22 protein-coding genes and 1 other annotated feature are annotated in these 24,753 nt (G+C 60.5%); of the genes, 12 read left to right on the top strand and 10 right to left on the bottom strand.

What is annotated here, in order from left to right; all coding sequences use genetic code 11:
- Positions 1-179 precede the first annotated feature (179 nt).
- Complete coding sequence (gene metG / locus I6G90_RS04445; RefSeq protein WP_197929912.1) at positions 180-2,213, top strand: methionine--tRNA ligase; 2,034 nt, start codon at positions 180-182, stop codon at positions 2,211-2,213.
- Between the two features lie 190 nt (positions 2,214-2,403).
- On the opposite strand, the gene I6G90_RS04440 is transcribed toward metG, so the two are convergent.
- Both I6G90_RS04440 and I6G90_RS04435 read right to left on the bottom strand, forming a co-directional pair.
- Positions 2,404-3,204, bottom strand: coding sequence for a CHAD domain-containing protein (locus tag I6G90_RS04440; RefSeq protein WP_232254407.1), 801 nt, complete (start codon positions 3,202-3,204; stop codon positions 2,404-2,406).
- A gap of 15 nt (positions 3,205-3,219) precedes the next feature.
- On the bottom strand, positions 3,220-3,492 hold the full coding sequence (locus tag I6G90_RS04435; RefSeq protein ID WP_005345583.1) for an acylphosphatase: 273 nt from the start codon (positions 3,490-3,492) through the stop codon (positions 3,220-3,222).
- An 83-nt stretch (positions 3,493-3,575) separates the two neighbouring features.
- On the opposite strand from I6G90_RS04435, the gene I6G90_RS04430 reads away from it, so the two are divergent.
- The 3 genes from I6G90_RS04430 (at position 3,576) to I6G90_RS04420 (ending at position 7,835) form a co-directional block, all read left to right on the top strand.
- A complete protein-coding gene (locus I6G90_RS04430; protein WP_197929907.1) occupies positions 3,576-5,006 on the top strand; it encodes a methyl-accepting chemotaxis protein in 1,431 nt (476 codons plus the stop codon).
- A gap of 113 nt (positions 5,007-5,119) precedes the next feature.
- Positions 5,120-6,310: a class I SAM-dependent methyltransferase gene (locus tag I6G90_RS04425; protein ID WP_108612372.1), complete on the top strand. Its 1,191-nt coding sequence runs from the start codon at positions 5,120-5,122 to the stop codon at positions 6,308-6,310.
- Between the two features lie 340 nt (positions 6,311-6,650).
- Positions 6,651-7,835 carry an acyltransferase family protein gene (locus I6G90_RS04420; protein WP_197929906.1) on the top strand — a complete coding sequence of 395 codons (1,185 nt, stop codon included), beginning with the start codon at positions 6,651-6,653 and terminating at the stop codon, positions 7,833-7,835.
- Between the two features lie 34 nt (positions 7,836-7,869).
- Here the strand turns inward: I6G90_RS04420 and I6G90_RS04415 are convergent, their stop codons facing one another.
- Positions 7,870-8,298, bottom strand: coding sequence for a GNAT family N-acetyltransferase (locus I6G90_RS04415; protein WP_197929904.1), 429 nt, complete (start codon positions 8,296-8,298; stop codon positions 7,870-7,872).
- Positions 8,299-8,691: 393 nt separating this feature from the next.
- Here I6G90_RS04415 and selD point away from each other — a divergent pair, with 393 nt between their 5' ends.
- From selD to I6G90_RS04400, 3 genes are read left to right on the top strand one after another with little or no spacing between them, the layout of a single operon-like run.
- Positions 8,692-9,729 (top strand): selenide, water dikinase SelD, encoded by a 1,038-nt coding sequence (gene selD, locus I6G90_RS04410; RefSeq protein ID WP_111806978.1) that lies wholly within the window; start codon positions 8,692-8,694, stop codon positions 9,727-9,729.
- A complete protein-coding gene (mnmH, locus tag I6G90_RS04405; RefSeq protein WP_197929902.1) occupies positions 9,726-10,841 on the top strand; it encodes a tRNA 2-selenouridine(34) synthase MnmH in 1,116 nt (371 codons plus the stop codon). The genes selD and mnmH overlap by 4 nt, the downstream gene beginning before the upstream one ends.
- 31 nt (positions 10,842-10,872) lie before the next feature.
- Complete coding sequence (locus I6G90_RS04400; protein ID WP_111806974.1) at positions 10,873-11,517, top strand: MBL fold metallo-hydrolase; 645 nt, start codon at positions 10,873-10,875, stop codon at positions 11,515-11,517.
- 189 nt (positions 11,518-11,706) lie between these two features.
- Here I6G90_RS04400 and rnd read toward each other — a convergent pair whose 3' ends face one another.
- The 7 genes from rnd to I6G90_RS04365 all read right to left on the bottom strand — a co-directional run bounded on the left by rnd (position 11,707) and on the right by I6G90_RS04365 (position 19,340).
- Entirely contained in the window at positions 11,707-12,819 is a 1,113-nt protein-coding gene (gene rnd, locus I6G90_RS04395) for a ribonuclease D (protein ID WP_197929900.1), read from the bottom strand.
- A gap of 108 nt (positions 12,820-12,927) precedes the next feature.
- Positions 12,928-14,604 (bottom strand): long-chain-fatty-acid--CoA ligase FadD, encoded by a 1,677-nt coding sequence (fadD, locus tag I6G90_RS04390; RefSeq protein WP_111808315.1) that lies wholly within the window; start codon positions 14,602-14,604, stop codon positions 12,928-12,930.
- Positions 14,605-14,801: 197 nt separating this feature from the next.
- A complete protein-coding gene (locus tag I6G90_RS04385; protein WP_197929898.1) occupies positions 14,802-15,668 on the bottom strand; it encodes an alpha/beta fold hydrolase in 867 nt (288 codons plus the stop codon).
- Between the two features lie 20 nt (positions 15,669-15,688).
- On the bottom strand, positions 15,689-16,204 hold the full coding sequence (locus tag I6G90_RS04380; protein ID WP_139409132.1) for a Slp family lipoprotein: 516 nt from the start codon (positions 16,202-16,204) through the stop codon (positions 15,689-15,691).
- 111 nt (positions 16,205-16,315) lie between these two features.
- Positions 16,316-17,017: a tRNA (adenosine(37)-N6)-threonylcarbamoyltransferase complex dimerization subunit type 1 TsaB gene (gene tsaB, locus I6G90_RS04375; RefSeq protein WP_197929896.1), complete on the bottom strand. Its 702-nt coding sequence runs from the start codon at positions 17,015-17,017 to the stop codon at positions 16,316-16,318.
- Positions 17,018-17,107: 90 nt separating this feature from the next.
- The gene (locus I6G90_RS04370; protein ID WP_197929895.1) at positions 17,108-19,027 is read right to left on the bottom strand and encodes an ATP-dependent DNA helicase; all 1,920 of its coding nucleotides are present in this window, start codon (positions 19,025-19,027) and stop codon (positions 17,108-17,110) included.
- A gap of 67 nt (positions 19,028-19,094) precedes the next feature.
- Positions 19,095-19,340, bottom strand: coding sequence for a hypothetical protein (locus I6G90_RS04365; RefSeq protein WP_047440092.1), 246 nt, complete (start codon positions 19,338-19,340; stop codon positions 19,095-19,097).
- A 187-nt stretch (positions 19,341-19,527) separates the two neighbouring features.
- Positions 19,528-19,656 (top strand) — a sequence feature (His leader region).
- Positions 19,657-19,681: 25 nt separating this feature from the next.
- On the opposite strand from I6G90_RS04365, the gene hisG reads away from it, so the two are divergent.
- The 5 genes from hisG to hisH are packed head-to-tail and all read left to right on the top strand — an operon-like array spanning position 19,682 to position 24,749.
- Entirely contained in the window at positions 19,682-20,578 is an 897-nt protein-coding gene (gene hisG, locus I6G90_RS04360) for an ATP phosphoribosyltransferase (RefSeq protein ID WP_197929894.1), read from the top strand.
- Positions 20,579-20,590: 12 nt separating this feature from the next.
- Positions 20,591-21,916, top strand: a complete 1,326-nt coding sequence (gene hisD / locus I6G90_RS04355; RefSeq protein ID WP_197929893.1) for a histidinol dehydrogenase — start codon at positions 20,591-20,593, stop codon at positions 21,914-21,916.
- Entirely contained in the window at positions 21,913-22,983 is a 1,071-nt protein-coding gene (gene hisC, locus I6G90_RS04350) for a histidinol-phosphate transaminase (RefSeq protein ID WP_197929892.1), read from the top strand. The genes hisD and hisC overlap by 4 nt, the downstream gene beginning before the upstream one ends.
- Before the next feature lie 15 nt (positions 22,984-22,998).
- Complete coding sequence (hisB, locus tag I6G90_RS04345; RefSeq protein ID WP_197929891.1) at positions 22,999-24,108, top strand: bifunctional histidinol-phosphatase/imidazoleglycerol-phosphate dehydratase HisB; 1,110 nt, start codon at positions 22,999-23,001, stop codon at positions 24,106-24,108.
- Entirely contained in the window at positions 24,108-24,749 is a 642-nt protein-coding gene (gene hisH / locus I6G90_RS04340) for an imidazole glycerol phosphate synthase subunit HisH (RefSeq protein WP_197929890.1), read from the top strand. The genes hisB and hisH overlap by 1 nt, the downstream gene beginning before the upstream one ends.
- The last annotated feature ends 4 nt before the right edge of the window (positions 24,750-24,753 follow it).

Below are 24,753 nucleotides of genomic sequence, written 5' to 3'. Positions count from 1 at the left end.
TCATTATCTTGTCTTTATCTTGAGGTGAACGGTTACCGCACACAAATCAGTGGCTTGCCTGCCATCGTAACGGCAGGTTCTGCCAAGGTTGGCACAGCCACAACCCTAGGCAGGCTACCCCCAATTCGGGTAACATGCACGGCACTCTATCATCCCAACAAGCACATCAAGAACGTAATATGGCAACTGATCCTCGTAAAATGCTGGTAACCTGCGCCCTCCCCTATGCCAATGGCTCCATCCATCTTGGCCACATGCTGGAACACATCCAGGCCGATATCTGGGTTCGTTATCAGCGAATGCGCGGTCATCAGGTGCACTTCATCTGTGCCGATGATGCCCACGGCACCCCGATCATGCTCAAAGCGCAACAGATGGGGATCACCCCGGAAGAGATGATTGCGGCCGTCTCCAAAGAGCACCAGACCGATTTCGCCGGTTTCAACATCAGCTTTGACAACTATCACTCCACCCACAGCGATGAAAACCGCGAGCTGGCGGAACTGATCTACGGCCGTCTGAAAGACGGTGGCTTTATCAAGGGCCGCACCATTACCCAGCTGTTCGATCCGGAAAAATCCATGTTCCTGCCGGACCGTTTCGTCAAGGGCACCTGCCCCAAGTGCAAATCTCCGGAGCAGTATGGCGACAACTGCGACAGCTGCGGCGCCACCTACAGCCCGACCGAGCTTATCGATCCTAAATCCGCCGTCTCCGGTGCCACCCCTGTGATGAAGGACTCCGAGCACTTCTTCTTCGACCTGCCGCAATTTGAAAAATGGCTCTCAGAGTGGGTGCGCGGCTCCGGCGCCATTCAGGAAGAGATGGCCAACAAAATGCAGGAGTGGTTCGAGAGCGGCCTGCAGCAGTGGGACATCACCCGTGACGCCCCCTACTTCGGTTTCGAGATCCCCGGCGCGCCGGGCAAGTTCTTCTACGTCTGGCTCGATGCCCCCATCGGCTACATGGCCTCCTTCAAGAACCTGTGCAACAAGCGCGGTGACATCGACTTTGACAGCTACTGGAGCAAAGACTCCAGCGCCGAGCTCTACCACTTCATCGGTAAAGATATCGCCTACTTCCACTGCCTGTTCTGGCCATCCATGCTGGAAGGGGCGGGTTTCCGCAAGCCGACCAAGGTCAACGTACACGGCTATGTGACCGTCAACGGCGCCAAGATGTCCAAATCCAAGGGCACCTTCATCAAGGCGTCTACCTACCTGAACCACCTGGATCCGGAGTGCCTGCGTTACTACTATGCCGCCAAGCTCAACAGCCGCATCGACGATCTGGACCTGAACCTGGATGACTTCGTGGCTCGCGTCAACGCCGACGTGGTCAACAAGCTGGTCAACCTTGCCTCCCGCAACGCCGGTTTCATCGCCAAGCGTTTCGACGGCAAGCTGGCGGCCACCTGCGCCGAACCCGAGCTCTACGCCGAATTCGCCAACGCCCGCGCCACCATCGCCGAGGCCTATGAGGCACGCGAATTCAGCCGCGCCATCCGCGAAATCATGGCGCTGGCCGACAAGGCCAACCGCTACGTGGATGACAAGGCCCCCTGGGTGATTGCCAAACAGGAAGGGGCTGACACCCAGTTGCAGGAAGTCTGCTCCGTCGGTATCAACCTGTTCCGCGTGCTGATGGCCTACCTCAAGCCGGTGATGCCGCTGCTCGCCGAGCGTGCCGAAGCCTTCCTGGGTGAAACCCTCTCCTGGGATGGCGTGGCCCAGCCATTGACCAACCATCAGCTGACCCCGTTCAAGGCGCTCTTCTCCCGCATCGAGCCGGCCAAGGTAGAAGCCATGGTGGAAGCCTCCAAGGAAGATCTGGCCAAAGAGCAGGCACCTAAAGTGACCGGCCCGCTGGCAGACGACCCCATCAGCGAGACCATCAGCTATGACGACTTTGCCAAAATTGACCTGCGCGTCGCGCTGATCAAGAAGGCCGACGCGGTACCGGAAGCGGAGAAGCTGCTCAAGCTGCAACTGGATATCGGTGGCGAGACCCGTCAAGTGTTTGCCGGTATCAAATCCGCCTACAACCCGGAAGATCTGGAAGGCAAGCTGACCGTGATGGTGGCCAACCTGGCGCCGCGCAAAATGCGCTTTGGCATGTCCGAAGGCATGGTGCTGGCCGCAGGCCCGGGCGGCAAGGATCTCTGGATCCTGGAGCCGCAGGAAGGCGCCCAGCCTGGCATGCGTGTCAAGTAAGCGTATCGCTGACTGCGACCACAGCAAGATAGAGAAGAGAGGCCAAACGGCCTCTCTTTTTTGTCTCGCCTGTTTGTCCTGGATAGTTTTTGTGGATGCAGGTCGCGAATGGCTGTCCCGAATTTATCTGCCACTCAGCTTGGCAGGATCTGCGCTTTGGTCCGAATCCCTGACCACCCGACTGGGCATCTTATCCCTGTTGTGAGCCTGCCAGCATCGCCAGTTTGAGCGCCACCAGCTCCGCCTGCTGACACTCCAGTTGACGCAAGCGAACGATGACCTTCCCCTTCAACTGCTGCCGCAGCGTCGTCTGCTGGTGGGTGCGTCCCTTCTCTGCTCGCAACGCCCGCCGCCATTGACGCCAATCCTGCAACTGGCCGAGTCGCTCCTGCCAATGAGTCAGGGTGACCAACCAGCCCGGATCCCCTCCCCCCAGCGCCTGCAGCAGCTCAACGCCATAACGGACCTGCTTGATCTCGAGGCGCAGCCGATGCCAGCGGCGCAACTGTTGACGACGGGAGTGGGCCGATTTTCCGGCAGAGAGAGGATATTCATCGAGGGCGCACTGCGCCTCATCAAGCCGCAGGGCCAGATGTTGCTGATAAAGCGGCACCAGTGCCCACGCATCCGGCACCTGCGCCACCGCTGTCAGCCAGCGGGCCAGTCGCCGCGACAACAGGGGCACGCGGCAGGTCGATTTGTGGGTATCAACAGTGCTGGCAGGCGGCTTGCCAAAACGCGCGGTGTAGACCTGCGCATCCCGCAGGGCCGAGAGCCGCCCGACCGAGCGCAGCAGACACCGCTCCAGTTCGGGGTGATAGATGAGTGGCCGCCACAGGGCGAGCAGCGCCAGCAAGCGGCGCGCCGCGATACGGTAGCCATGCACGGTCGGCTCGCTGGCCTCTTCACGCACCGCCCGCGCCGCCTCCTGATAACGGGCGACCCAGCTTGTTGCCTGAGTCAGCAACAGACATTCCTTGTCAGCGTCCATCTCGTCCCTGCCGCTTCAGTTGGTGTGAAAGCCCTGACCGGTGGGCGGCAGCGCTTCTTCATACTCCATCCGGGTCACTCTGGCGGTGCGCGGGCCATGCTCCAGCCAACCCAGCATCATCTGCACCCCCTGTGCGGGGCCGCTGATCAGGATCTCCACCGAGCCATCCTCCAGGTTGTAGGCATGGCCCCGCAAACCCAGTTGCAGCGCCCGCTCACGGGTGAAATAGCGAAATCCCACCCCCTGCACCTGCCCCCACACCCGAATGACAAACGATTGCTCTCCCATTTCTCGCACCTTCCACTTAAGAAAAAATTTCCCGCGACGATAATGTGCCCGACACCCTATCTTCTGCAGGATGCAGCTCCATTATGAAAGAAGTTAAATTCCGGTGGGTTGACCGCTATCTCATTCACCTCACCATCAGTGAAAAATTCCATATCGCGTTCTGGTTACCGCTCTTCATCATCGCCTTTCTCAGCTGGTACATGCTGGCAGCCAGCCATCAGCAGGAGATCTCCCTGCGGGTAGCGCAGTTGCAGCAACGGGTCGAGACCACGGCGCAGCTGATCAGCCAGCAGCCCACCCTGGTGTTGCCTTCGGATCTGCGTTTGACCCGGCAAGGCAGCAGCGGGTTGCAGCAGCAAGGGGATCACTACCTGTTTACCGCGCCAGCGGGTCAGGCGGGCTACGTCACCGGCGATCTCGATACCGGCAACCTCTCCATGTGGGACGGCCAAGGCTCGACCCTGACCCTGATCGGCGCACTGGCGGCCCTGATGGCACTGGTGATCCACTACATGATGACCTTTGTTTCCGGTGCGCTCTACTCCACCAACAAGGCATTGCAAACCGTGGCGGACGGGGATCTCACTTTCCGTCTCAACTTCTTCCCGGTGCGCGACGAGTTCTCCACCCTGGCGGGCAGTATCGACCGCTTTACCGACCGCCAGCACCAGATCGTAAAACTGGTGGAGGAGTCTGCCGAAGCGCTGACCATGGCCGCCGACGAGTTTCGTGACCATGCCCGCGAAGGCGAGACCATGGCGCGCTCCCAGCGCCAGCACATGGATTCACTGGCCACCGCCATGGAGCAGATGTCGGCGGCGATCCGCGAAGTGGCACGCAACGCCAACGACACCCTGCAGCAGACCCGCCAGTCGAGTGAAGAGGCGGCCAATGGCGCCAACCGGGTAGCCCGCACCATCGAGGCGATCCGCACCCTGGCCGACGAGATTGGCAACGCCTCCGGCGCTGTCGAGCGGCTCACCCACAACGCCAACCGGATCAACGAAGTGGTCAACGTCATCAACGCCATCTCCCAGCAGACCAACCTGCTGGCCCTCAACGCCGCCATCGAAGCGGCCCGTGCCGGTGAGCAGGGTCGCGGCTTTGCGGTGGTGGCGGACGAGGTGCGTACCCTCGCCAGCCGTACCCAGCAAGCCACGGTGGAGATCCAGCAGATGATCGAAGAGCTGCAGACCGGTACCGGCGCCCTCAACGAGATCATGGAGAAAACCGTGGGGCGTGCCGCCAGTAGCCAGCAACTCATCAGCGAGGTGGGGCTGGATATCGAAAAACTGAGCAACCACAGCGATGCGGTGCTGGAGATGAGCACCCAGATCGCCACCTCCAGCGAGGAGCAGAGCTCGGTCGCCGCCGAGATCACCCACAATCTGGATCAGGTACGCCATGAAGCGGCGCAGGTGGAAGAGTCCGCCAGCGCCTCGGTAGCCGGTACTCAGGGACTGAAAGCCACCGCCACCGAGCTGACCCAGGCACTCAAGGGGATTAAGATCTGACCATTCGCGGTGCCAGATCAGCGCAATCCGCTCCATTACACAGGGTTGTTTGAGTTTTACCTGCGGGCCACATAGAATGTGGCCCCTTTTCTTTCTACCATCGGCAAACACCCATGAGCGTTTTCATCTATCTCGTCAAAGGCCGCGAAAAATCCCTGCTGCGCCGTCACCCCTGGATCTTCTCCAAGGGGATTGAGCGGGTTGAAGGCAACCCCGTTGACGGCGACACCGTCGAGATCTATGCCAACGATGGCAAGTGGCTCGCCCGTGGTGCCTGGTCAGGCAGCTCCCAGATCCGTGCCCGGGTCTGGACCTTCGATAAAGAGGAGACCGTCGATCTCGACTTCTTTATCCGTCGCCTCAAATATGCCCAGGAGTCCCGTGATCCGCTGATCAAGCGTCAGGGCCTCACCGGCTATCGCCTGTGCGCCGCCGAATCCGACGGTCTGCCGGGTCTGACCATCGACCGTTATGCCGATTTTCTGGTGTGCCAGATCCTCTCTGCCGGTGCCGAGTTCCAGCGTGAGCTGATAACGCAAGCGCTGCGTACCCTCTACCCCGAGTGCAGCATCTATGAGCGCTCCGACGTGGCGGTACGCAAGAAGGAAGGGCTGAAAGAGCGCACCGGCGTCATCTATGGCGAGACGCCGAATGAGCCGGTGGTGATCGAAGAGAACGGCGTCAAGATCCTGGTGGATATCCGCAATGGCCACAAAACCGGCTTCTATCTGGATCAGCGTGACAACCGTCAGGCTGCCGCCAAGTACACCGAAGGCAAGCGGGTGCTCAACTGCTTCAGCTATACCGGTGGTTTTGGCGTCTATGCCCTCAAGGGCGGCGCCAAAGAGTTGGTCAACGTTGATCTCTCCCAGAATGCGCTTGATATCGCCCGCCAGAATGCCGAGCTGAACGGTCTGGATACCAGCAACACCCAGTTTATCCGTCACGACGTGTTCAAGCTGCTGCGTGAATACCGCGAGAAGGGCGAGAAGTTCGACGTCATCGTGCTGGATCCGCCCAAGTTCGCCGAGAGCAAGGCCCAGCTGCTGGGTGCCTGCCGCGGCTACAAGGACATCAACATGCTGGCGTTCCAGCTGTTGGCGCCGGGTGGCGTGCTGCTGACCTACTCCTGCTCCGGCCTGATGGAGCAGAGCCTGTTCCAGAAGATCGTTGCCGATGCGGCGCTCGATGCAGGTCGCGATGCCCAGATCCTGGAGCTGCTCTCCCAGGCCTCCGATCACCCCATCGGTACCGCCTATCCGGAAGGCTTCTACCTCAAGGGTCTGGTGGTACGCGCCCGCTGATCGGCCGTCATCTTCCCTTGTGATCAATCAGGCCCCTTGCGGGCCTGATTGTTTTGCATCGTATGGTGCCTGAGCCTGACGTTCGCCCAGATGACCACCCTCTCTGCTTTATTCGTGTTCCCTCTCCTCCTCTTTCCCTGCCTGTGCCCCACTTCTGTTTAAATCTATTTGCACAATAACTGCACATTTATGATTTAAATCACACCCGTATGACTCTCTTTCCCGTAGTGTGATCCCGCCTGAGGCAGCCGAGCCAGGGCAGCCGCCCGTCAGGATTGATGGGCGGCCCAACAACAAAAATCGATGTCAGGCCAAGCTGAACATCACAAGGGATCCCTTTATGAATCAATCATTGCCGCTGTTAACGCCGCTGCGGGGCATCGCTGCCCTGATGGTGGTACTGTTCCATGCCCGCTTGCTGCTCTTTCCCCAGTGGATGGAGTCGATCGCAGGCCACACCCAACTCATCGAGAATGGCTACCTCTGGGTCGATCTGTTCTTTATTTTGAGTGGCGTGGTGCTGGCCCATGTCTATGGGGAGGCCTTCACCCGTACACCCCGCGCTGTGGGCTATGGCCGCTTTCTCTGGCTGCGGCTGAGCCGCGTCTACCCACTCTATCTGGTGACCCTGCTGTTGCTGGTCGGCTGGGAGCTTTACAAGGCGCAACACGGGGTGGGCTTCTATGCCGGTCCCTTGTTCAAAATGTGGGAGTGGGAAGGGATGCCGCCTTTCGGTTCGCCCTTCACCCCGGCCGAGGCGTTGCCGAGCGCCTTCCTGCTACTACAGGTGGTAACCGATCACGGGCTGACCTGGAACTTCGCCGCCTGGTCCCTCAGCGTAGAGTGGATCAGCTACCTGCTGTTCCCGCTGCTTATTCCGCTGGCGGTCACCCGCAGTCGCTGGAGCCATCTCGCCCCCCTGCTGGCGCTGACGGTGCTGGCCTTTATCGTGCACAGTCGCGGCACTCTGGATGTCACCAGCGGCGCGCTGGCGGTGGGGCGCGGGGTGAGTGAATTTGTGCTCGGCCTCTGGCTGCTGCCGAGGGTCAAGGCCGCGCAAGGCTTGCCCATGATGAAGCATGATCTGCCGCTGCTGGTCGCCTTTGTGCTGCCCTTCGCGCTGATGCAGTTCACCATGACGCCGCAGCTGACACTGCTGCTGATCGCCTCCTACGTGCTGCTGATCTGGATTGCCGCCGCACAGGGGGAGCGCCAGAGCCCGCTGCTGCACCTCCTGGATAACCGCTTCACCAACTGGCTGGGAGATCTCTCCTACTCCATCTACCTGCTCCATGCGCTGGTACTGCTCACCGGCTGCGAGCTCATCCACTATCTGGCGCCTGGGCTCACCGAGTGGTGGTATGGCCAGACCAACCCTCTGCTGGGGGTAGTGGCAACCTTGCTGATGCTGGCGGTGCTGATCGGCCTCTCGGCATTGAGTTACCACCTGCTGGAGCGGCCACTGCAACGGCGTCTGCGCCGCTGGGGCAAGGCACGGCAACCAGCGCTGGAGCAAGCCGGATAAGTTATCACCCCCTGTCTGGATGAGTTGACGGGTCTTATGCCAACTCATCCAGCACCAGTTCATCCAGACCGCTCATAACCCAGGCACTCGGGTGTTGGCTAAATCCGAGCTTGGGGTAGTACGCCACCGCCTGCGGTGCAGCCAGCAGGATCAGCTTGCAACCCGGCTGCAATTGCAAAAACGTCTCGCGAATAAGCGCTTTGCCAATCCCCTGCCCCTGCACCGACTCTGCCACCGCCAGATCCGAGAGATAGCAACAAAAATGAAAATCGGTCACCGAACGGGCCACTCCGACCAGGGTCTCGCCCTGCCAGGCGGTGATCAGCAGATTGGCGTTATCCAGCATGCCCTGCAGGGTGGCCGGATGGTCCAGCGGCCGTCTCGCCCCCAGCGAGGTCTGCGCCAACAACGCCGCAAACTGCGCCGTGGTAATGGGGTGGTTAACCAAAAACGTGGTGGTCACGAAGCTCTCCTGTTGTAGATAGGCTGTTACGCACGCTGCTGCGCTCTTTGACGTTCTCTTGGCTGCATCTGTACTCCAATCAAGCAGTGCGCGGCGGTTCCAGCCCGATGACAAGCAAGTGCGGGCAATTCCCTGCTGTTTATGTGAATTCCTGTTCGAACCCCAAGGGGCAGATGTGGCATAATGCTCCGTCCTGTGGCCCTTGGCGGGGCTGCGCTGGCGCACCTGGTCGCCCTCTTGTTCCCCGTCCGGCCTGGCGGTCCTCCATAACTGCCAGTCATCGCTGCCCCTGTCGGCACCGAGGCCACCCATATTTGCGGCTTCTTGTCTTCAATCTACAAGGCCGCCCATTGACCAAGACGGCTCCACAGAGCCTCTGCATAAGGGGTAAGTATGTCTTCCATTCGTCTGACCCAATACAGCCACGGCGCTGGCTGCGGCTGCAAAATCTCTCCCAAGGTACTCGACACCATCCTCAAGAGCCAGATCCCGGGCTTCAACGACCCAACGCTGGTGGTTGGCAACAGCAGCAAGGATGACGCGGCCGTCGTCGATATCGGCAACGGTCAGGGCATTGTCTCCACCACCGATTTCTTCATGCCCATCGTCGATGACCCCTTCACCTTTGGCCGCATCGCCGCCACCAACGCCATCAGCGACATCTACGCCATGGGCGGCAAGCCTATCGTTGCCATCGCCATCCTCGGCTGGCCCATCAATACCCTGCCTGCCGAAGTGGCCCAGCAGGTGATCGATGGCGGCCGTCAGGTGTGCCATGAAGCGGGGATTTCGCTGGCCGGTGGTCACAGCATCGATGCCCCCGAGCCCATCTTCGGCCTCGCGGTCACCGGTATCGTGCCTCTGGATGCCATCAAGCAGAACGACACCGCCAAGGTGGGTGACACCCTCTATCTGACCAAACCTATCGGTATCGGCATCCTCACCACCGCCCAGAAAAAGAGCAAGCTCAAGCCCGAGCATGAGCAACTTGCCCCCAACGCCATGTGTACCCTCAACAAGATTGGCCAGCGTTTTGCCGAGCTGCCGGGTGTGCACGCCATGACCGACGTCACCGGCTTTGGTCTGGCCGGTCATCTGCTGGAGATGTGTGAAGGCTCTGGCGTCAGCGCCCGCCTCGACTTCAAGGCGCTGCCGCTGCTGGATGAGGTGGATTACTACCTCGCCGAGGGCTGCGTACCGGGCGGTACCCTGCGCAACCACGACTCCTACGGCCACAAGCTGGATGCCATGGACGATCGCACCCGCAACATCATGTGCGATCCGCAAACCAGCGGCGGCCTGCTGGTTGCCGTGGGTAAAGAGAGCGAAGCCGAGCTGCTCGCCATCGCGCGCGAAGCTGGGCTAGAACTCTCGCCCATCGGCCAGATCAAGCCCCTTGAGGGCACCCGCTTTATCGAGATTGCCCAATGAGTGAATTGCCACTGGCCACGGACTACGCCCGGATTTTTTTAGGCGATGTGCCGTTGATTGATGTGCGCGCCCCCATCGAGTTCAAGGAGGGGGCCTTCCCCTGCTCGACCAATCTGCCCTTGATGACAGACGATGAGCGCGCCCAGGTGGGGACCTGCTTCAAGAAGCAGGGTCAGGCCGCCGCCATTGAGCTTGGTCACAAGCTGGTGGGGGGAGCAGTACGCGCCGAGCGCATCGAAGGCTGGCTGGCGCAGTTGCGCCAGCAGCCCGATGCCCTGCTCTACTGCTTTCGCGGCGGCCTGCGCTCGCAAACCGTACAACTGTGGCTCCATGAAGCGGGGGTCACTCGCCCCCGCGTCGCCGGTGGCTACAAGGAGCTGCGTCGCTTTTTGATCGACACCCAGGACAAGGCCTCTGCCGAGTGCCACTGGACGGTGTTGACCGGCATGACCGGCTCCGGCAAGACCCATATGCTGGACCATGTGGCCCAGGCGCTCGATCTGGAAGGACACGCCCATCACCGGGGCTCCTCCTTCGGTCAACTGCCCGGCGGCCAGCCCAGCAATATCAACTTTGAAAACAACATGGCCATCGAGCTGCTCAAGCGCCGTCATCAGGGCGAACACGCCTTCGTGGTGGAAGATGAGAGCAGGCTCATCGGTCGCTGCTGCCTGCCGCTCTCCCTCCATGAGGCCATGAGTCAGGCGCCGCTGGTGGTGGTGGATGTGCCACAGTGCGATCGCGCCGAGCAGATCCGTGAAGATTACGTGCACGATCTCTGGCTGCGTTATCAGGCCATGTATGGCCAGGAAGCCGGTTGGCCGCTGTTTGCCGCCTACCTCACCGATGCGCTGGCCCGTCTCAAGCGCCGTCTCGGGGATCAGGCCCACCGCGAGCTGGATGCCCTGATGCAGACCGCCCTCACCGAGCAGGCCAACAGCGGCTCCACCGAGCTGCATCTGGCCTGGATCACTCTGCTGCTGACCCGTTACTACGATCCCATGTATCTCTACCAGCTTGGCAACAAGCAGGAGCGCATCGTATTTCGCGGTGACAAGCAGGCCTGTCTCGACTACTTCGCCGAGCAGCGCACCAACGGGCAACAGGGCTGACCCCGTCGCCTTTCCAACAAGAGGACCCCACATGTTGAAATTCGAGGTGATCCCGGTCACCCAGTTCGCCCAGAACTGCTCCCTCATCTGGTGTGACGAGACCCATCAGGCGGCGCTGATCGATCCTGGCGGTGAAGCGGACAAGCTGCTGGCGGCCATCGCCAAGCGCGGCCTGACCCTGACCCACATCCTGCTGACCCACGGTCATCTGGATCACGTCGGAGCCGCGGCAGAACTGCGGGAAAAAACTGGCGTCGCCATTACCGGCCCCCACAAGGAAGACGCCTTCTGGCTCGACATGCTGCCCCAGCAGAGCCAGATGTTCGGCTTCGCCCATACCCCCGCCTTCACGCCGGATCGCTGGCTTGAGCAGGGCGACAAGGTGCAGCTTGGCCAGTGCGAGCTGGAGGTCTACTTCTGCCCCGGCCATACCCCGGGCCATATCGTACTGCTGAGCCAGGCCGAAAAACTTGCCTGGGTCGGTGACGTGCTGTTTGCCGGCAGCATCGGCCGCACCGACTTCCCCCGTGGCGATCACGGGACGCTGATCAAGTCGATCACCGAGACCCTGCTGCCGCTCGGCGACGAGATCGTCTTTATCCCGGGCCACGGCCCCAGCTCCACCTTCGGTCGCGAGAAGGTGAGCAATCCCTACCTGACCCAGCCTATCTGGTGATCAAAAAAGGCAGCGGTGTTAGCCGCTGCCTTTTCTCTCTTCTCTCTTTTGTATTCTCAATTCCGGGCCATCCGGCCAACCTCGAACACTCTGCTTTCCCCAGATCGGCATGCCTGTTTCTTCCTTTCGCCCAATAAAAATCCCCACCCGAGGGTGAGGATTGATTTATAGGTGCAACACTCTGATGGCTTATTGTGCCAGCAGGTGACCGACCAGCTCATGACGCCACCCTTGCAGCAGCATCGGCTTGTCGCTGCGGGCCCGCTCTTCGTCATTCATCCGCCAGCTCCAGGTGAAGTACTGGTGAATGATCTTCTTGCTGGCAATCAGCTCGGGCGGAATATTGCTGGCCTTGGCCTTCTCTTCCACCATGGCCTTGATGCGCTTGAGCTCGGCCTTGTACTGGGGGAAGTCCACCAGCCGGCGAATGGGCTCGGGCCAACTGTCAGGATCGCTCTGCTGGGCGCGGGCGACGATATCGAGCATCCGCTTGCCATGGATCTTGATCTCGATAGGGGCCAGCCCCAGTTCGTTGAGGTCACGCATGGAGGTCGGACGACGCTCCGCCACCTTGAACAGATGCAGCTCCTTGACCACGAAGTTGAGGGCCAGATCGCGGCGTACCGCCTCTTGCTGACGCCAGGCGGCCAGCTCGCGCAGGATGGCGAGCTCGCGGCGCCCCAGTTGCCAGGCGTTGACGATTTCAAGATAAGCCTGACGGGGATCGCTACCCTGAGTCTTGCGGGCGGAGTGGTTCTGACACTCCTGCTCGAACCAGGCAAACTTGCCGCTTTCCCGCAGTTTGGCCATCACCTTCTCGTAGAGCGGCATCAGGTAGAACACATCCGCCGCCGCGTATTCGAGCTGGCGGGAGGTCAAGGGGCGGGCCAGCCAGTCGGTGCGCGCCTGATCTTTTTCCAGCTCGACCCCGAGAAATTCGTTAACCAGCGCACCAAAGCCGACCGAGACGCCGTACCCGAGGAACGCGGTAGCCAGCTGGGTGTCGTGCATCTGGTTAGGCAGGTGGCCTGCCTGATGCTGGATAAGCTCCAGATCTTCGCCAGAGGCGTGCAGGATGGCGATCTGCCCTTCCCGGCTCAGTCGCTGCCAGAGGGCGGAGAGATCCAGCGTCAGCGGATCCAGCAACGCCAGATGCTCGCCGTCATAGATCTGGAACAAGCCAAGCTGGGGGTAGTAGGTACGGGTGCGAACGAATTCAGTATCGATAGCCAGGGGAACGTCGGCCAGAGAAGCGAGATAGTGCTCAAAGTCGGCTTGCTGAGTGATAAGTTGATATTGCATCTGTGCCTGCGCGGTTGATCAGGGCCAAAAAGAAAAAACCGTGGGATGACCCACGGTTTTGCATAACGACGGTATTGGTGTGCAGAGGGTTCTGCAGCCGCAGTCCGGTTATTGCTTGGCAATCTCCTCGTCGCGCAGTACGCGGCGCAGGATCTTGCCCACATTGGTCTTGGGAAGTTCGTCACGAAATTCTACCAGTTTCGGCACCTTATAGGCAGTCAGATGTTTGCGGCAGTGGGCAATAATCTCGTCCTCCTGCAATTTTGCATCTTTCTTGACCACAAAGATCTTCACCAGCTCGCCGGAGACCTTGTGCGGCACGCCGACGGCAGCCACTTCCAGCACTTTCGGGTGCAGGGCAACGACATCTTCGATCTCGTTCGGATAGACGTTGAAACCGGAGACCAGGATCATGTCCTTCTTGCGGTCAACAATCTTGAAGAAGCCCTGCTCATCGCACACGGCGATATCACCGGTACAGAGCCAGCCATCCTGCATCACTTCGGCGGTCGCCTCGGGGCGCTGCCAGTAACCCACCATCACCTGCGGGCCGCGAACCTGCATCTCGCCGGGGGTGCCGAGGTCGTGAATCACCTGGCCATTGTCATCCACCAGACGGATCTCGGTAGAGCAGACCGGCAGACCGATGGAGCCGTTGTAGTCGGTCAGATCGTAGGGGCAGACGCTCACCAGTGGCGAACACTCGGTCAGGCCATAGCCTTCCAGCAGCGGGGTATCGGTCAGTGTCTTCCACTTCTCCGCGACCGCGCGCTGCACCGCCATGCCGCCGCCGATGGTCAGCTTGAGCTTGTCAAAGGCGATCCCCTGAAACTCTTCGTTGTTGACCAGCGCATTGAACAGGGTGTTGACCCCGGTAATACAGGTGAAGGGGTACTTCTTGATCTCTTTGACAAAACCCGGGATATCGCGCGGGTTGCTGATCAGCAGGTTATAACCGCCGATGCGCATAAAGAGCAGGCAGTTTACGGTAAGCGCAAAGACGTGATAGAGGGGCAATGCGGTGACCACGAACTCCTTGCCGCGCTCCAGCATGGGGCCATAGACGCCGAGGCACTGCTCGACGTTGGCAATCATGTTGCGATGGGTCAGCATGGCCCCTTTGGAGAGGCCGGTAGTGCCACCGGTGTACTGCAGGAAGGCGAGATCGTCGTTGGTGATCTCCGGCTTGATGTACTGCAGGAAACGACCCTTGGAGAGGGCCTGACGCATGGTGGTGGCATCGGGCAGATTGTATTTCGGCACCAGCTTTTTGACGTATTTCACCACGAAGTTGACCAGAGTGCCCTTGGCCAGCCCCAGGTTGTCGCCCATCCGGGTCAGAATAACGTGCTTGATCGGGGTGTCGTAGACCACTTTTTCCAGGGTATGGGCAAAGTTGGAGACGATAACGATGGCCTTGGCACCGGAGTCTTTGAGCTGATGCTCCAGCTCGCGCGGGGTATAGAGCGGGTTGACGTTGACCACGATCATGCCAGCGCGCAGGATGCCGAACACGGCGATGGGATATTGCAGCAGGTTCGGCATCATCACCGCGACCCGATCGCCCTTCTCCAGCTTCAGCTCGTTTTGCAGATAGGCAGCGAAGGCGCGGGACTGCTCTTCCAGTCGGCGATAGGTGATGGTTTGTCCCATGTTGACGAAGGCGGGCTGGTCGGCAAACTGTGTCACCGAGGATTCGAACATCTCAACCAGGGAGCCGTACTGGTCTGGATTGATCTCGGCGGGAACCCCTTCCGGATAACGCTTCAGCCAGACTTTTTCCACGAACTTCTCCTGCATAACTAACACCTGTGCGCTCACTGTGTTGCCTCCGTCCCTGTTCACATCCATTTTAATCGATCGTTTTAAGCTGATGCTCTAATGCCGCCATATTTACACAGCGCAACATCAATTAACAGCAAATTAACAACAGAAAAATGTGAGGGAGAAAACAAACATGGAATTATTGAAAGCTGGCGATTCTACCGAACTTGACAAAACTTTACGATACAAACGGCCGTATCAACCGAATTTTCCATGTGAAAATGGTGGTTTCCACCCAATATGACCCGTTCGATCTGCTGGAAGGCATCCTGACGCGACTGCCATTGGGTTTCCAGCGCAGCAAAGCCCTGCGCCCCCTGAATAAACAGCACCGGACAGCGGATAGCCGCCATCAATGCCCGGGCTTGCCCTTCGCTCATTCTCAGGGGCGACAGATCTCGCAAGCGGGGATCGCTGCGCCAGTGCCAGCGCCCTGCCCGCTCTTCAAGCTGCCGTTCACAGATAAGACGCGCCGCCTGCGGCGTGATATCCGCCACCTTGCAACGGGCGACCACAGCCTCATCAATGGAGGCAAAGCCGTTGGCACTGCGCTCCCGGGTGCGACTGCGGTTTAAAATCGCACGTCGCAGCTGGGCGGGCACCTCCTCATCGGGTTGGCTGAGCGGCCCCAGCCCCTCCAGCATGATCAACCGCTCCACCTGTTCGGGAAACACCCCGGCATAGGCCGAGGCGATCAACGCCCCGAGGGAGTGACCGAGCAGAGTGAAGCGCGACCACCCAGCCACCTGCACGATCTGGTAGAGATCATCCAGCCAATCGACAAAGACATAAGGAGTGGTTTTGTGATCGGAGTGACCATGCCCCGGCAGATCGACACAGATGAGGTGAAAATCCCCCAAATGCGGTGCCAGCGGCAAGAAGCTGGCGCTGTTGTCAAGCCAGCCATGCAGGGCGATCAGCAGGGGTTTGTCCTGCTGATCATGTTCAGCGGATTGGTTCTCCAGCAGGGCCACCTGCCGACCATCCGCCAGGGTGAGCAGACGTTCGTGCAGAGTGCTCTTCATGGAGTTGATCATGGCCAGCCTTAACGACGCAGCGGCCGTCTCGGCCAGAAGGGATCATAGAAAGGGTCATAGAAGTAGGGGTCCATATAGCGCACCTCTACTTCCTTGACTGGCGGCCACAACTTGCTGCCCGTCACATTGAGCACCGAGAAGCGGTACTTGTGCTCGCCAATCTGGCTATCAACCGGTTGGCCTATGGTGCCGAGCACCGTCAGGCTGCGCCCCTTGGCGTAGAGGGTCGGATCGACAAAGCCCTTCATGATGGCGAGAAAGCGACCCGGGCTCTGCTCGGTCTGCTCCGGCACGCCGTTGGACTTGAGCGGCAGATAGACCACTTCAATAACGCTCTGATCCGCCTTGTTGTGCACCGCCGAGATCACGCCGCTCCAGCGGGCCGGTTTGCCCTCCATCCCGCCAAGGGCTGGCTGATAGGCCACCAGCTGATTTTCAGGCTCATAGACCAGCTCCTTGGGGACAGAGCTGCAGGCCCCGAGCAGCAGGGCCAGCGCCCCGACCACTATCCCGCGTTTCATCATGTCGCTTCTGGACTTACGCATCATGTCACTCTCCTGTTGCCAGCATGGCCCGTCGGGGCCACCCGCTTGTGTTGCAGCTGATGAGCGGCAAGAGCGACATGCCTCTTGCCCTTATTCGCGACCCGGCAGTTTTTTCCAGGTCACCTTGTCACGCAAATAGACCGGCGTCGCCTGCTCCACCGGCACCGCCTCCCCTGCCAGCCAGGCGGCGCGGGCCAGCGGCAGCATATCTTCTGCCGCCGGGAAGCGTACCTGACTCACCGCCAGCTCATCGGCAAGACCACTTAAAATTTCGCCATAGGTTTCAAAACCGGTACCGACGCAGGTCACTCGACCCGCCAGCTTGCCACGGGCGTCAACCAGTGCCGCAGGATCGCTCACCACCTCGTCACCCACCAGCTGCATGCGGCCATCGAGCAGCTCATAGCGGCCGAAATAGACCTCGTTCATCCGCGCATCGATGGCGGTCAGCACCTGCTCGGCGCCATCGAGTCGATAGGCCCCTTGTGCCATGGCAGCCAGGGTCGAGATGCCGATCAGCGGCACACCCGCACCAAATGCCAGACCTTGCGCAACGCCAATGCCGATCCGCACGCCGGTAAAGGAACCCGGGCCGCGGCCAAACGCGATGGCGTCGAGGTCACTCAAACTTATCCCGGCATCGTCTAACACAGCCTGAACCATCGGCAGGATTTTTCGGGTGTGATCCCGTGGCGCCTCCTCCCAACGGGAGAACAGCTTGTCACCCACCAGCAAGGCGGCAGAGCAGGCTTCGGTGGCGGTATCTACGGCCAGGATCTTCAACTCGTTCATGCTTTCCAATCTCTATAAAATCAGTCAATTACATAACCGGCAAGCGAGATATGCTCACCCGTTGTTCAAATCTGTTATCTGGCGGCACACTTATTCACCGCGTTCACCGCGATCGAAAAAGCTCCCCAGCGTCCCCAACTCCCGGGTGCGAGGGATGGCGGGCAGACTCTTGATAAAGGTGGCGCCATAAGGTTTGTTGACCATCCGTGGATCACAGATCACCAGCACCCCGTGATCACTGCGATCACGAATAAGTCGCCCCACCCCCTGTTTGAGGGCAATCACCGCCTTGGGCAACTGCAGCTCGGCGAAAGGATCGCCCCCCTTGAGCTTGCAATCATCGACCCGCGCCTTGAGCAGCGGATCATCGGGGCTGGCAAACGGCAGTTTGTCGATGATAACACACGACAATGCCGCCCCTCGCACGTCGATCCCCTCCCAGAAGCTGCTGGTCGCCACCAGCACGGCGCGGCCATTCTCGACAAACTCCTTGAGCAGCCGCTGCTTGTTGTCCTCCCCCTGCAGCAGCACGGTGCGGCCAATCTCCCGGCGCAACACCTCGGCCACCTGACGCATAACCTGATGGCTGGTGCAGAGGAAGAAACAGCCACCCGGCGTCTTGTTGATAAGCGGGATCATCAAATTGGCCAGCTGCTCGCCACGGCCAAAGGCGTTGGGCTCCGGCAGATAGCGGGGCACACAGAGCCGCGCCTGCTCGCCATAGTCAAACGGACTGTCGAGGATAAGCTCAGCGCTGCCCGCCAGCCCCAACTCAGCCTTGAAGTGATCAAAACGCATATCCACCGTCAGGGTAGCGGAGGTAAAGACCCAGGCCACCTCCGGTTTTTGCACCTCGGCACTGAATCGCTCGGCCACCGACAGAGGCGTCAGGTTGAGGGAAAAATGCAGTCGCGAGCAGTCATACCAGTAGGAGAATCCGGTCTGATTGACCGCCAGCACCTCCCCAAGTCGGGTGCGCAGCTCGCAGATCCGCTCGAAGGCGTGATCCAGCTGCTCACCACGCCCGAGTGCGAGTTTGAGCACCTCGTAGCAGAGCCCGATGGCGTCGTTAAGACGAGCCAAGGCCTGCCCCCAAAGCGATTGGCGCAGCATGTCGCGGGTATTGCCGCGACCACCATCCACCCCGAAGGCGAGGCGCAGATCCTGACTGGCGATGGAGAGCCGATCTGCCGCCTTGCCGAGCTGGGCCATGTCGTGCGCCTCGGCCCGATAGGCTAGCTGGATATCCTGCGCCAGATCCTGGATGGTACGGCTGCCCACTGACTTGCCGAAGTAGTTGGTAGCGATCTCCGGCAGCTGGTGCGCCTCATCAAACACATACACCTGCGCCTCCGGCACCAACTCGCCAAATCCGGTATCTTTCACCGCCATATCGGCGAAGAAGAGGTGATGATTGATCACCACCACCTGGGCATCCATGGCGCGGCGGCGGGCCACCACCAGATGGCAATCGTCGTAATAGGGGCAATCGCGGCCAAGGCAGTTGTCGTTGGTACTGGTGACATGAGCGAGGATTTCGGCGTTCTCCTGCAATCCAGGAATATCCCCCACATCACCGTTATCGGTGGCAGTGGACCAGGATTTGACCTTCACCAGATCGTTCAGGACTTCAGGCTTTTGCAGATGGGATTCGCTCAAGAGCCGGTTCATCCGCTCGATGCAGAGATAGTTGCTGCGCCCTTTGAGCAGGGCCACCGGCGGGGTATAGGAGAGCGCACCTGTGATGGTCGGGAGATCCCGATAGAAGAGCTGCTCCTGCAGGTTCTTGGAGCCGGTGCTGATCACCACCCGCTTGCCGGACTCCAACGCTGGCACCAGATAGGCGTAGGTCTTGCCCGTACCGGTCCCCGCCTCCACCAGCAGACGACCACCACTTTTGATGGCGCGTGCGACCGCTTCGGCCATCTCCAGTTGAGGAGCGCGGGCTTTGAAACCGTCAATATGGCTGGCCAGAGGGCCATCGGGCTTGAACAGGGTCTGGATGGTCAAAAGGGCGTCCCGCAGCAAAAGTGGCCATTATGCCAAAAGCGCGGCAAAAGCGGGACAGATAATCTGCTTAGACGAACAGATCGATCTGGTGCTCGGGATCCGGCTTGTGATCACCCTCTTCCGCCTTGGGCTGATCACGTTTGGCGGGCGTGTTATAGGCCTGCTGGCGCTGCTGGGAGTCACTGTTGTCAGTGCTGGTCTTGCGCAGCTGATGTTTCTTGCTGATCTGGTTCACTTCCCGCTTGATCTCTTCGCTGCCGGGCGCGGCGGGTGCCCGGGGCAAAATGGGGAACAACAGGTCCTGGCTGGGCATGATGGCGACTCCTGCAGGGGTTATTGTCTAGTTATCGACCAGAAAACCGTTTTCTCCACTTTAATCGATCAAATCACAGTTTCCGGTTGCATTTTCTGTCAAGGCAGGTAGTTTAAATCAGGCGTCAATTACGACATCTTATTTTGTAAAGGATTGATTACATGAAGTTCACCACCCTGAAGACTCATCACCACCATCATCATCCCGACTAGTCTTTCAGGAGGTTGACTGCTGGAAGACACTTAACTGGTGACTTCCAAAAGGACCGCAAGATTCATAAACCCTCGGAAGCACACACTTCCGAGGGTTTTTTCGTTTTTGACTAGAAGGAAATCGAGCAAATGGAAACACAACGTCTGCGTATCGCCATGCAAAAGTCCGGTCGTCTGAGCCAGGACTCCCAGGCCCTGTTCAAGAGCTGTGGCCTCAAGATCAACCTGCGCGAGCAGCGCCTTATCGCCCATGTCGAGAACATGCCCATCGATATCTTGCGGGTGCGTGATGACGATATCCCGGGGCTGGTGATGGAAGGGGTAGTCGACCTTGGCATCATCGGCGAGAACGTGCTGGAAGAGGTGCAGCTTATTCGCGCCTCACAGGACCTCCCCTTCGAGGTCAAAACCCTCAAGCAACTCGATTTTGGCGGCTGCCGCCTCTCGCTGGCGGTGCCGGAAGATGTGACCTACACAGGGCCACAAAGTCTGGCGGGCAAGCGCATCGCTACCTCCTACCCCGGGCTGCTCAAGCGCTTCTTTGACGAAAAGGGTCTTGGCTTCAAGAGCGTGATGCTGGGCGGCTCGGTGGAAGTGGCGCCCCGTGCGGGCCTGGCCGATGCCATCTGCGATCTGGTCTCCACCGGCGCGACCCTGGAAGCTAACGGCCTGAAAGAGGTGGAGGTGATCTACCGCTCCAAGGCGGTGCTGGTACAGGCCCCCAACCCCTTGTCCGATGCCAAGCAGAAGCTGATCGACAAACTGCTGCCCCGCATTCAGGGGATGCAGCAGGCGCGCGAGAGCAAGTACATCATGCTGCACGCCCCCAAGGACAAGCTTGATGCCATCACCGATCTGCTGCCGGGTGCCGAGCGCCCCACCATCATGCAGCTGGCCGGTGACACCAATCAGGTGGCCCTGCACGTCGTCTCCAGCGAGACCCTGTTCTGGGAGACCATGGAGCAGCTCAAGGCCCTCGGCGCCAGCTCCATTCTGGTGCTGCCCATCGAAAAAATGATGGAATAAGGAAGGGACATCATGCAGACCCTGATCTGGAAGACCCTCTCCCCCGCCCAGCAGGCCGACGTGCTGACCCGGCCCGCCCTCAATGGCGAGGCCGATATCGGTGCCGTGGTCAAAGAGATCATCGCCGCAGTGCGTAGCCGTGGCGATGAGGCGCTGCGCGAGCTGAGCCTGCGCTTCGAGCGCGTCCCCCGTGAGCAGTTGCGCGTCAGCGAGGCCGAAATTGAAGCTGCCTGCGCGCGACTGGATGGCGATATCCAAAGCGCCATCGAAGCGGCGATTGCCAACATTCGCACCTTCCACGCCGCGCAAGTGCAACCGGTGGTGCGAGTCGAGACCCAACCCGGGGTGGTGTGCGAGCTACGCACCCAGCCCATCAGCCGGGTTGGCCTCTATGTGCCGGGGGGTAGCGCGCCGCTGCCCTCCACCGTGATGATGCTGGCCATTCCGGCCGCCATCGCCGGTTGCCGTGAAGTAGTGCTCTGCACCCCGTCCCCCGCCAGCGACGAAATTCTGTTTGCTGCCCGCGCCTGCGGCGTCGAGAAGGTGTTTGCCATCGGCGGCGCGCAGGCCATCGCCGCCATGGCTTACGGCACCGAGAGCATTCCCAAGGTGGACAAGATCTTCGGCCCAGGCAACGCCTATGTGACCGAGGCCAAGGGGCAAGTTTCTCGCGACTGGCGCGGCGCCGCCATCGACATGCCCGCCGGCCCCTCCGAGGTGCTGGTGATTGCTGACGAGAGCGCCAACCCGGCCTTCGTGGCGGCGGATCTGCTCTCTCAGGCCGAGCACGGCCCCGACAGCCAGGTGGTGCTGGTCACCACCTCGCCGCTGCTGGCCGATGCCATCGCAGGGGAAATAAAAAGCCAGCTGGCCAAGCTGAGCCGCCGCGATATCGCCGCCCAGGCGCTCGGCAGCAGTCTGGTGATCCTCTGTGACGATCTGGCCGAGGCGTGCGCCATCTCCAACGCCTACGCGCCGGAGCACCTGATTGTACAGACCCGCGCCCCACGCGACCTACTGGATAAACTCGAGAACGCCGGTTCCATCTTCCTGGGAGCATGGACCCCCGAGTCGGTCGGCGATTACGCCAGCGGCACCAACCACACGCTGCCAACTTATGGCTATGCCCGTACCTGCTCCAGCCTGGGCCTTGCCGATTATCAGCGCCGCTACACGGTGCAGGAGCTGAGCGCCGAAGGTATTCGCGGCCTTGGCCCTATCGTCGAGCGCATCGCCCAGTCCGAAGGGCTCGATGGCCACAAGAACGCCGTCACCCTCAGGTTGAACGCCCTGGCCGCCGCGCCCCAACCAACAGCACAGCAAAAGGATTTGTCATGAGCATTGCCAATCTGGCACGCCGCGTGGTGCGGGCCCTCACCCCTTATCAATCCGCCCGCCGCATCGGCGGCAAGGGCCACGTCTGGCTCAACGCCAATGAGGCGCCGCAGGCCTATCCCTTCACCATCGAGGGGAGCCGCCTCAACCGCTACCCCGAGTGCCAACCGGCCGAGGTGGTGAGCGGCTATGCCGCCTACGCCGGAGTCAACCCGGATCAGGTGCTGGTGAGCCGCGGCGCCGACGAGGCCATCGAGCTGCTTATTCGCACCTTCTGCGAAGCCGGTGAAGATCAGATCCTCATCTGCCCGCCTACCTACGGCATGTACGCCATCAGCGCCGAGACCTGTGGCGTTGGCATCGTCGAGCAGCCTCTGACCGCCAGCCGCCAGCCCGACTGGCCCTCTATCGCCGATCGCCTCGGCGATGTGAAGCTGGTGTTTCTCTGCTCCCCCAACAACCCCACCGGGGATCTGGTGGGTCGCGACGGCCTTATCGCTTTGCTGGAAAAAGCCCGGGATCGCGCCATCGTGGTGGTGGACGAAGCCTATATCGAGTTCTGCCCCGAGGCCTCCGTGGTGGACCTGCTGGCCCGCTTCCCCAATCTGGTGGTGACCCGCACCCTCTCCAAGGCCTTTGCCCTGGCGGGGATCCGCTGCGGCTTTACGCTGGCAAGCCCAGAGGTGATCGCCATGCTGGCCAAGGTGATCGCCCCCTATCCCATCCCCGAGCCCATCGCCCAGATCGCGGCGCAGGCCCTCTCCCCCATGGGACTGGAGCTGATGCAGGAGCGAGTGGTGGAGCTCAACAAGCAAAAAGCCGCCTTCAAGGCCGCGCTCGGCGAACTTTCCTGCGTAAAAGAGGTATTCGAGGACAAGGGCAACTTCGTGCTGGTGCGCTTTGTGGATGGCGCCGCCGTCTTTGCCGCCATGAAGGCCGCCGGCATCATACTGCGGGATTTCTCCAGCAAGCCGAGCCTTGACAACAGCATTCGCGTCACCATCGGCTATCAGGGTGAGATGAATGCCGTGCTGGCGGTATTGCGTGACCTGCCCTCTCCCACTTTGTAAGACAAGGATGTAGCGATGAAGACCCCGTTTTTGTTTATCGACCGCGACGGCACCCTGATTGAAGAGCCGGTGACCGACAAGCAGGTGGATAGCCTCGCCAAGCTGCGTTTCGAGCCCATGGTGATTCCGGTGCTGCGCGAGTTGCTGGCCGCCGGTTACGTGCTGGTGATGGTGACCAATCAGGATGGGCTGGGTACTGCCAGCCTGCCGCTGGAAAACTTCCAGCCACCCCATGACCTGATGATGCACCTGTTTGAATCGCAAGGGGTGAAGTGGGAGCAGGTGCTGATCTGCCCGCACTTCCCCACCGACGGTTGCAGCTGCCGCAAGCCCCACCTCGGGCTGGTAAAGGAGTACCTCGCCTCCGGCCGCATCGACTTTGCCAACTCCTTCGTGATTGGCGATCGCCAGACCGATCTGCAACTTGCCGAAAACATGGGCATTGGCGGTATTCGCTACCACCCGCAGGATCACGACTGGCTCGCCATCCGTGATCAGCTGTTGTCCAAGGGACGCGTAGCCTCGGTGGAACGGTACACCAAGGAGACCCGTATTCAGGTGGCCCTAGATTTGGACAAGAGCGGCGGCAACCAGATCGCCACCGGTATCGGCTTCTTTGATCACATGCTGGATCAGATTGCGACCCACGCCGGTTTCCAGCTCAAGCTGAACGTCAGCGGCGATCTGCATATCGACGATCACCACACGGTGGAAGATGTGGGGCTGGCGCTGGGTCAGGCACTGCGTCAGGCCCTTGGCAACAAGCGCGGCATCGGCCGTTTCGGCTTCGTGCTGGCGATGGACGAGGTGCAGGCGGTGATCGATGCGCGCCCGCTGACCGAACAGGAGGTGAGCACCGCACTGGATCTCAGCGGTCGCCCCTACTTTGTGTTTGACTGCCCGAGCGGCTTTGGCCGTGACAAGGTGGGCGAGATGGCCACCGAGATGGTGCCCCACTTCTTCCGCTCGCTGTCAGACGCCATGGCCATCACATTGCAGATGAAGGTGGGCAGCGGCAACACCCACCATCAGGTGGAAGCGCTGTTCAAAGGCTTTGGCCGCGCCCTGCGTCAGGCCATTCGGGTGGAAGGGAGCGAGCTTCCCTCCAGCAAGGGAGTGCTGTGATGGATGTGAGCAAGCAGAAGCTGGTCATTATCGATACAGGCTGTGCAAATCTGGCCTCGGTCAGAATGGCGTTCGAGCGCCTCGGCGTGCAACCGCTGGTCTCCAGCCAGGCCGCCGATATCGAGCAGGCGGACAAGTTGATCCTGCCCGGTGTCGGCACCGCGGTGGCCGCCATGAAGAACCTCAATGAGCGGGGGCTGGTGCCCCTTATTCGCGCCGCCAAGCAGCCGCTGCTGGGCTTTTGCCTCGGCATGCAGATGCTGGCGGAGGCCTCCGAAGAGAGCATGGGCACCGAGGATTCGCCAGATACTCTCATCGACTGCCTTGGCATAGTGCCGGGCAAGATCCGGCTGATGGAGGTGGGTAACCTGCGCCTGCCCCATATGGGCTGGAACCAGATTGAGCATGACGAGACCCACCCTCTGCTCAAGGGGATCCCGAGCGGCAGCTACTTCTACTTCGTTCACTCCTATGCGCTGGAAGTGACCGAAGCGACGCTGGCGACCTGCGACTACGGCAAGCCGTTCACCGCCATCGTGGGCGGGGTTGCAGAGCACAGCAATTTCTTTGGCGCCCAATTCCACCCGGAGCGCTCAGGCGCAGCCGGTGCCCGCCTACTGCAAAACTTTTTGGAGCTGTAACAAG

It is taken from the genome of Aeromonas allosaccharophila (assembly GCF_016026615.1).
GTDB classification, from domain to species: domain Bacteria; phylum Pseudomonadota; class Gammaproteobacteria; order Enterobacterales; family Aeromonadaceae; genus Aeromonas; species Aeromonas allosaccharophila.
Note: the sequence above shows the minus strand (reverse complement) of the source record. Positions and strands in the feature narration are given on the sequence as shown.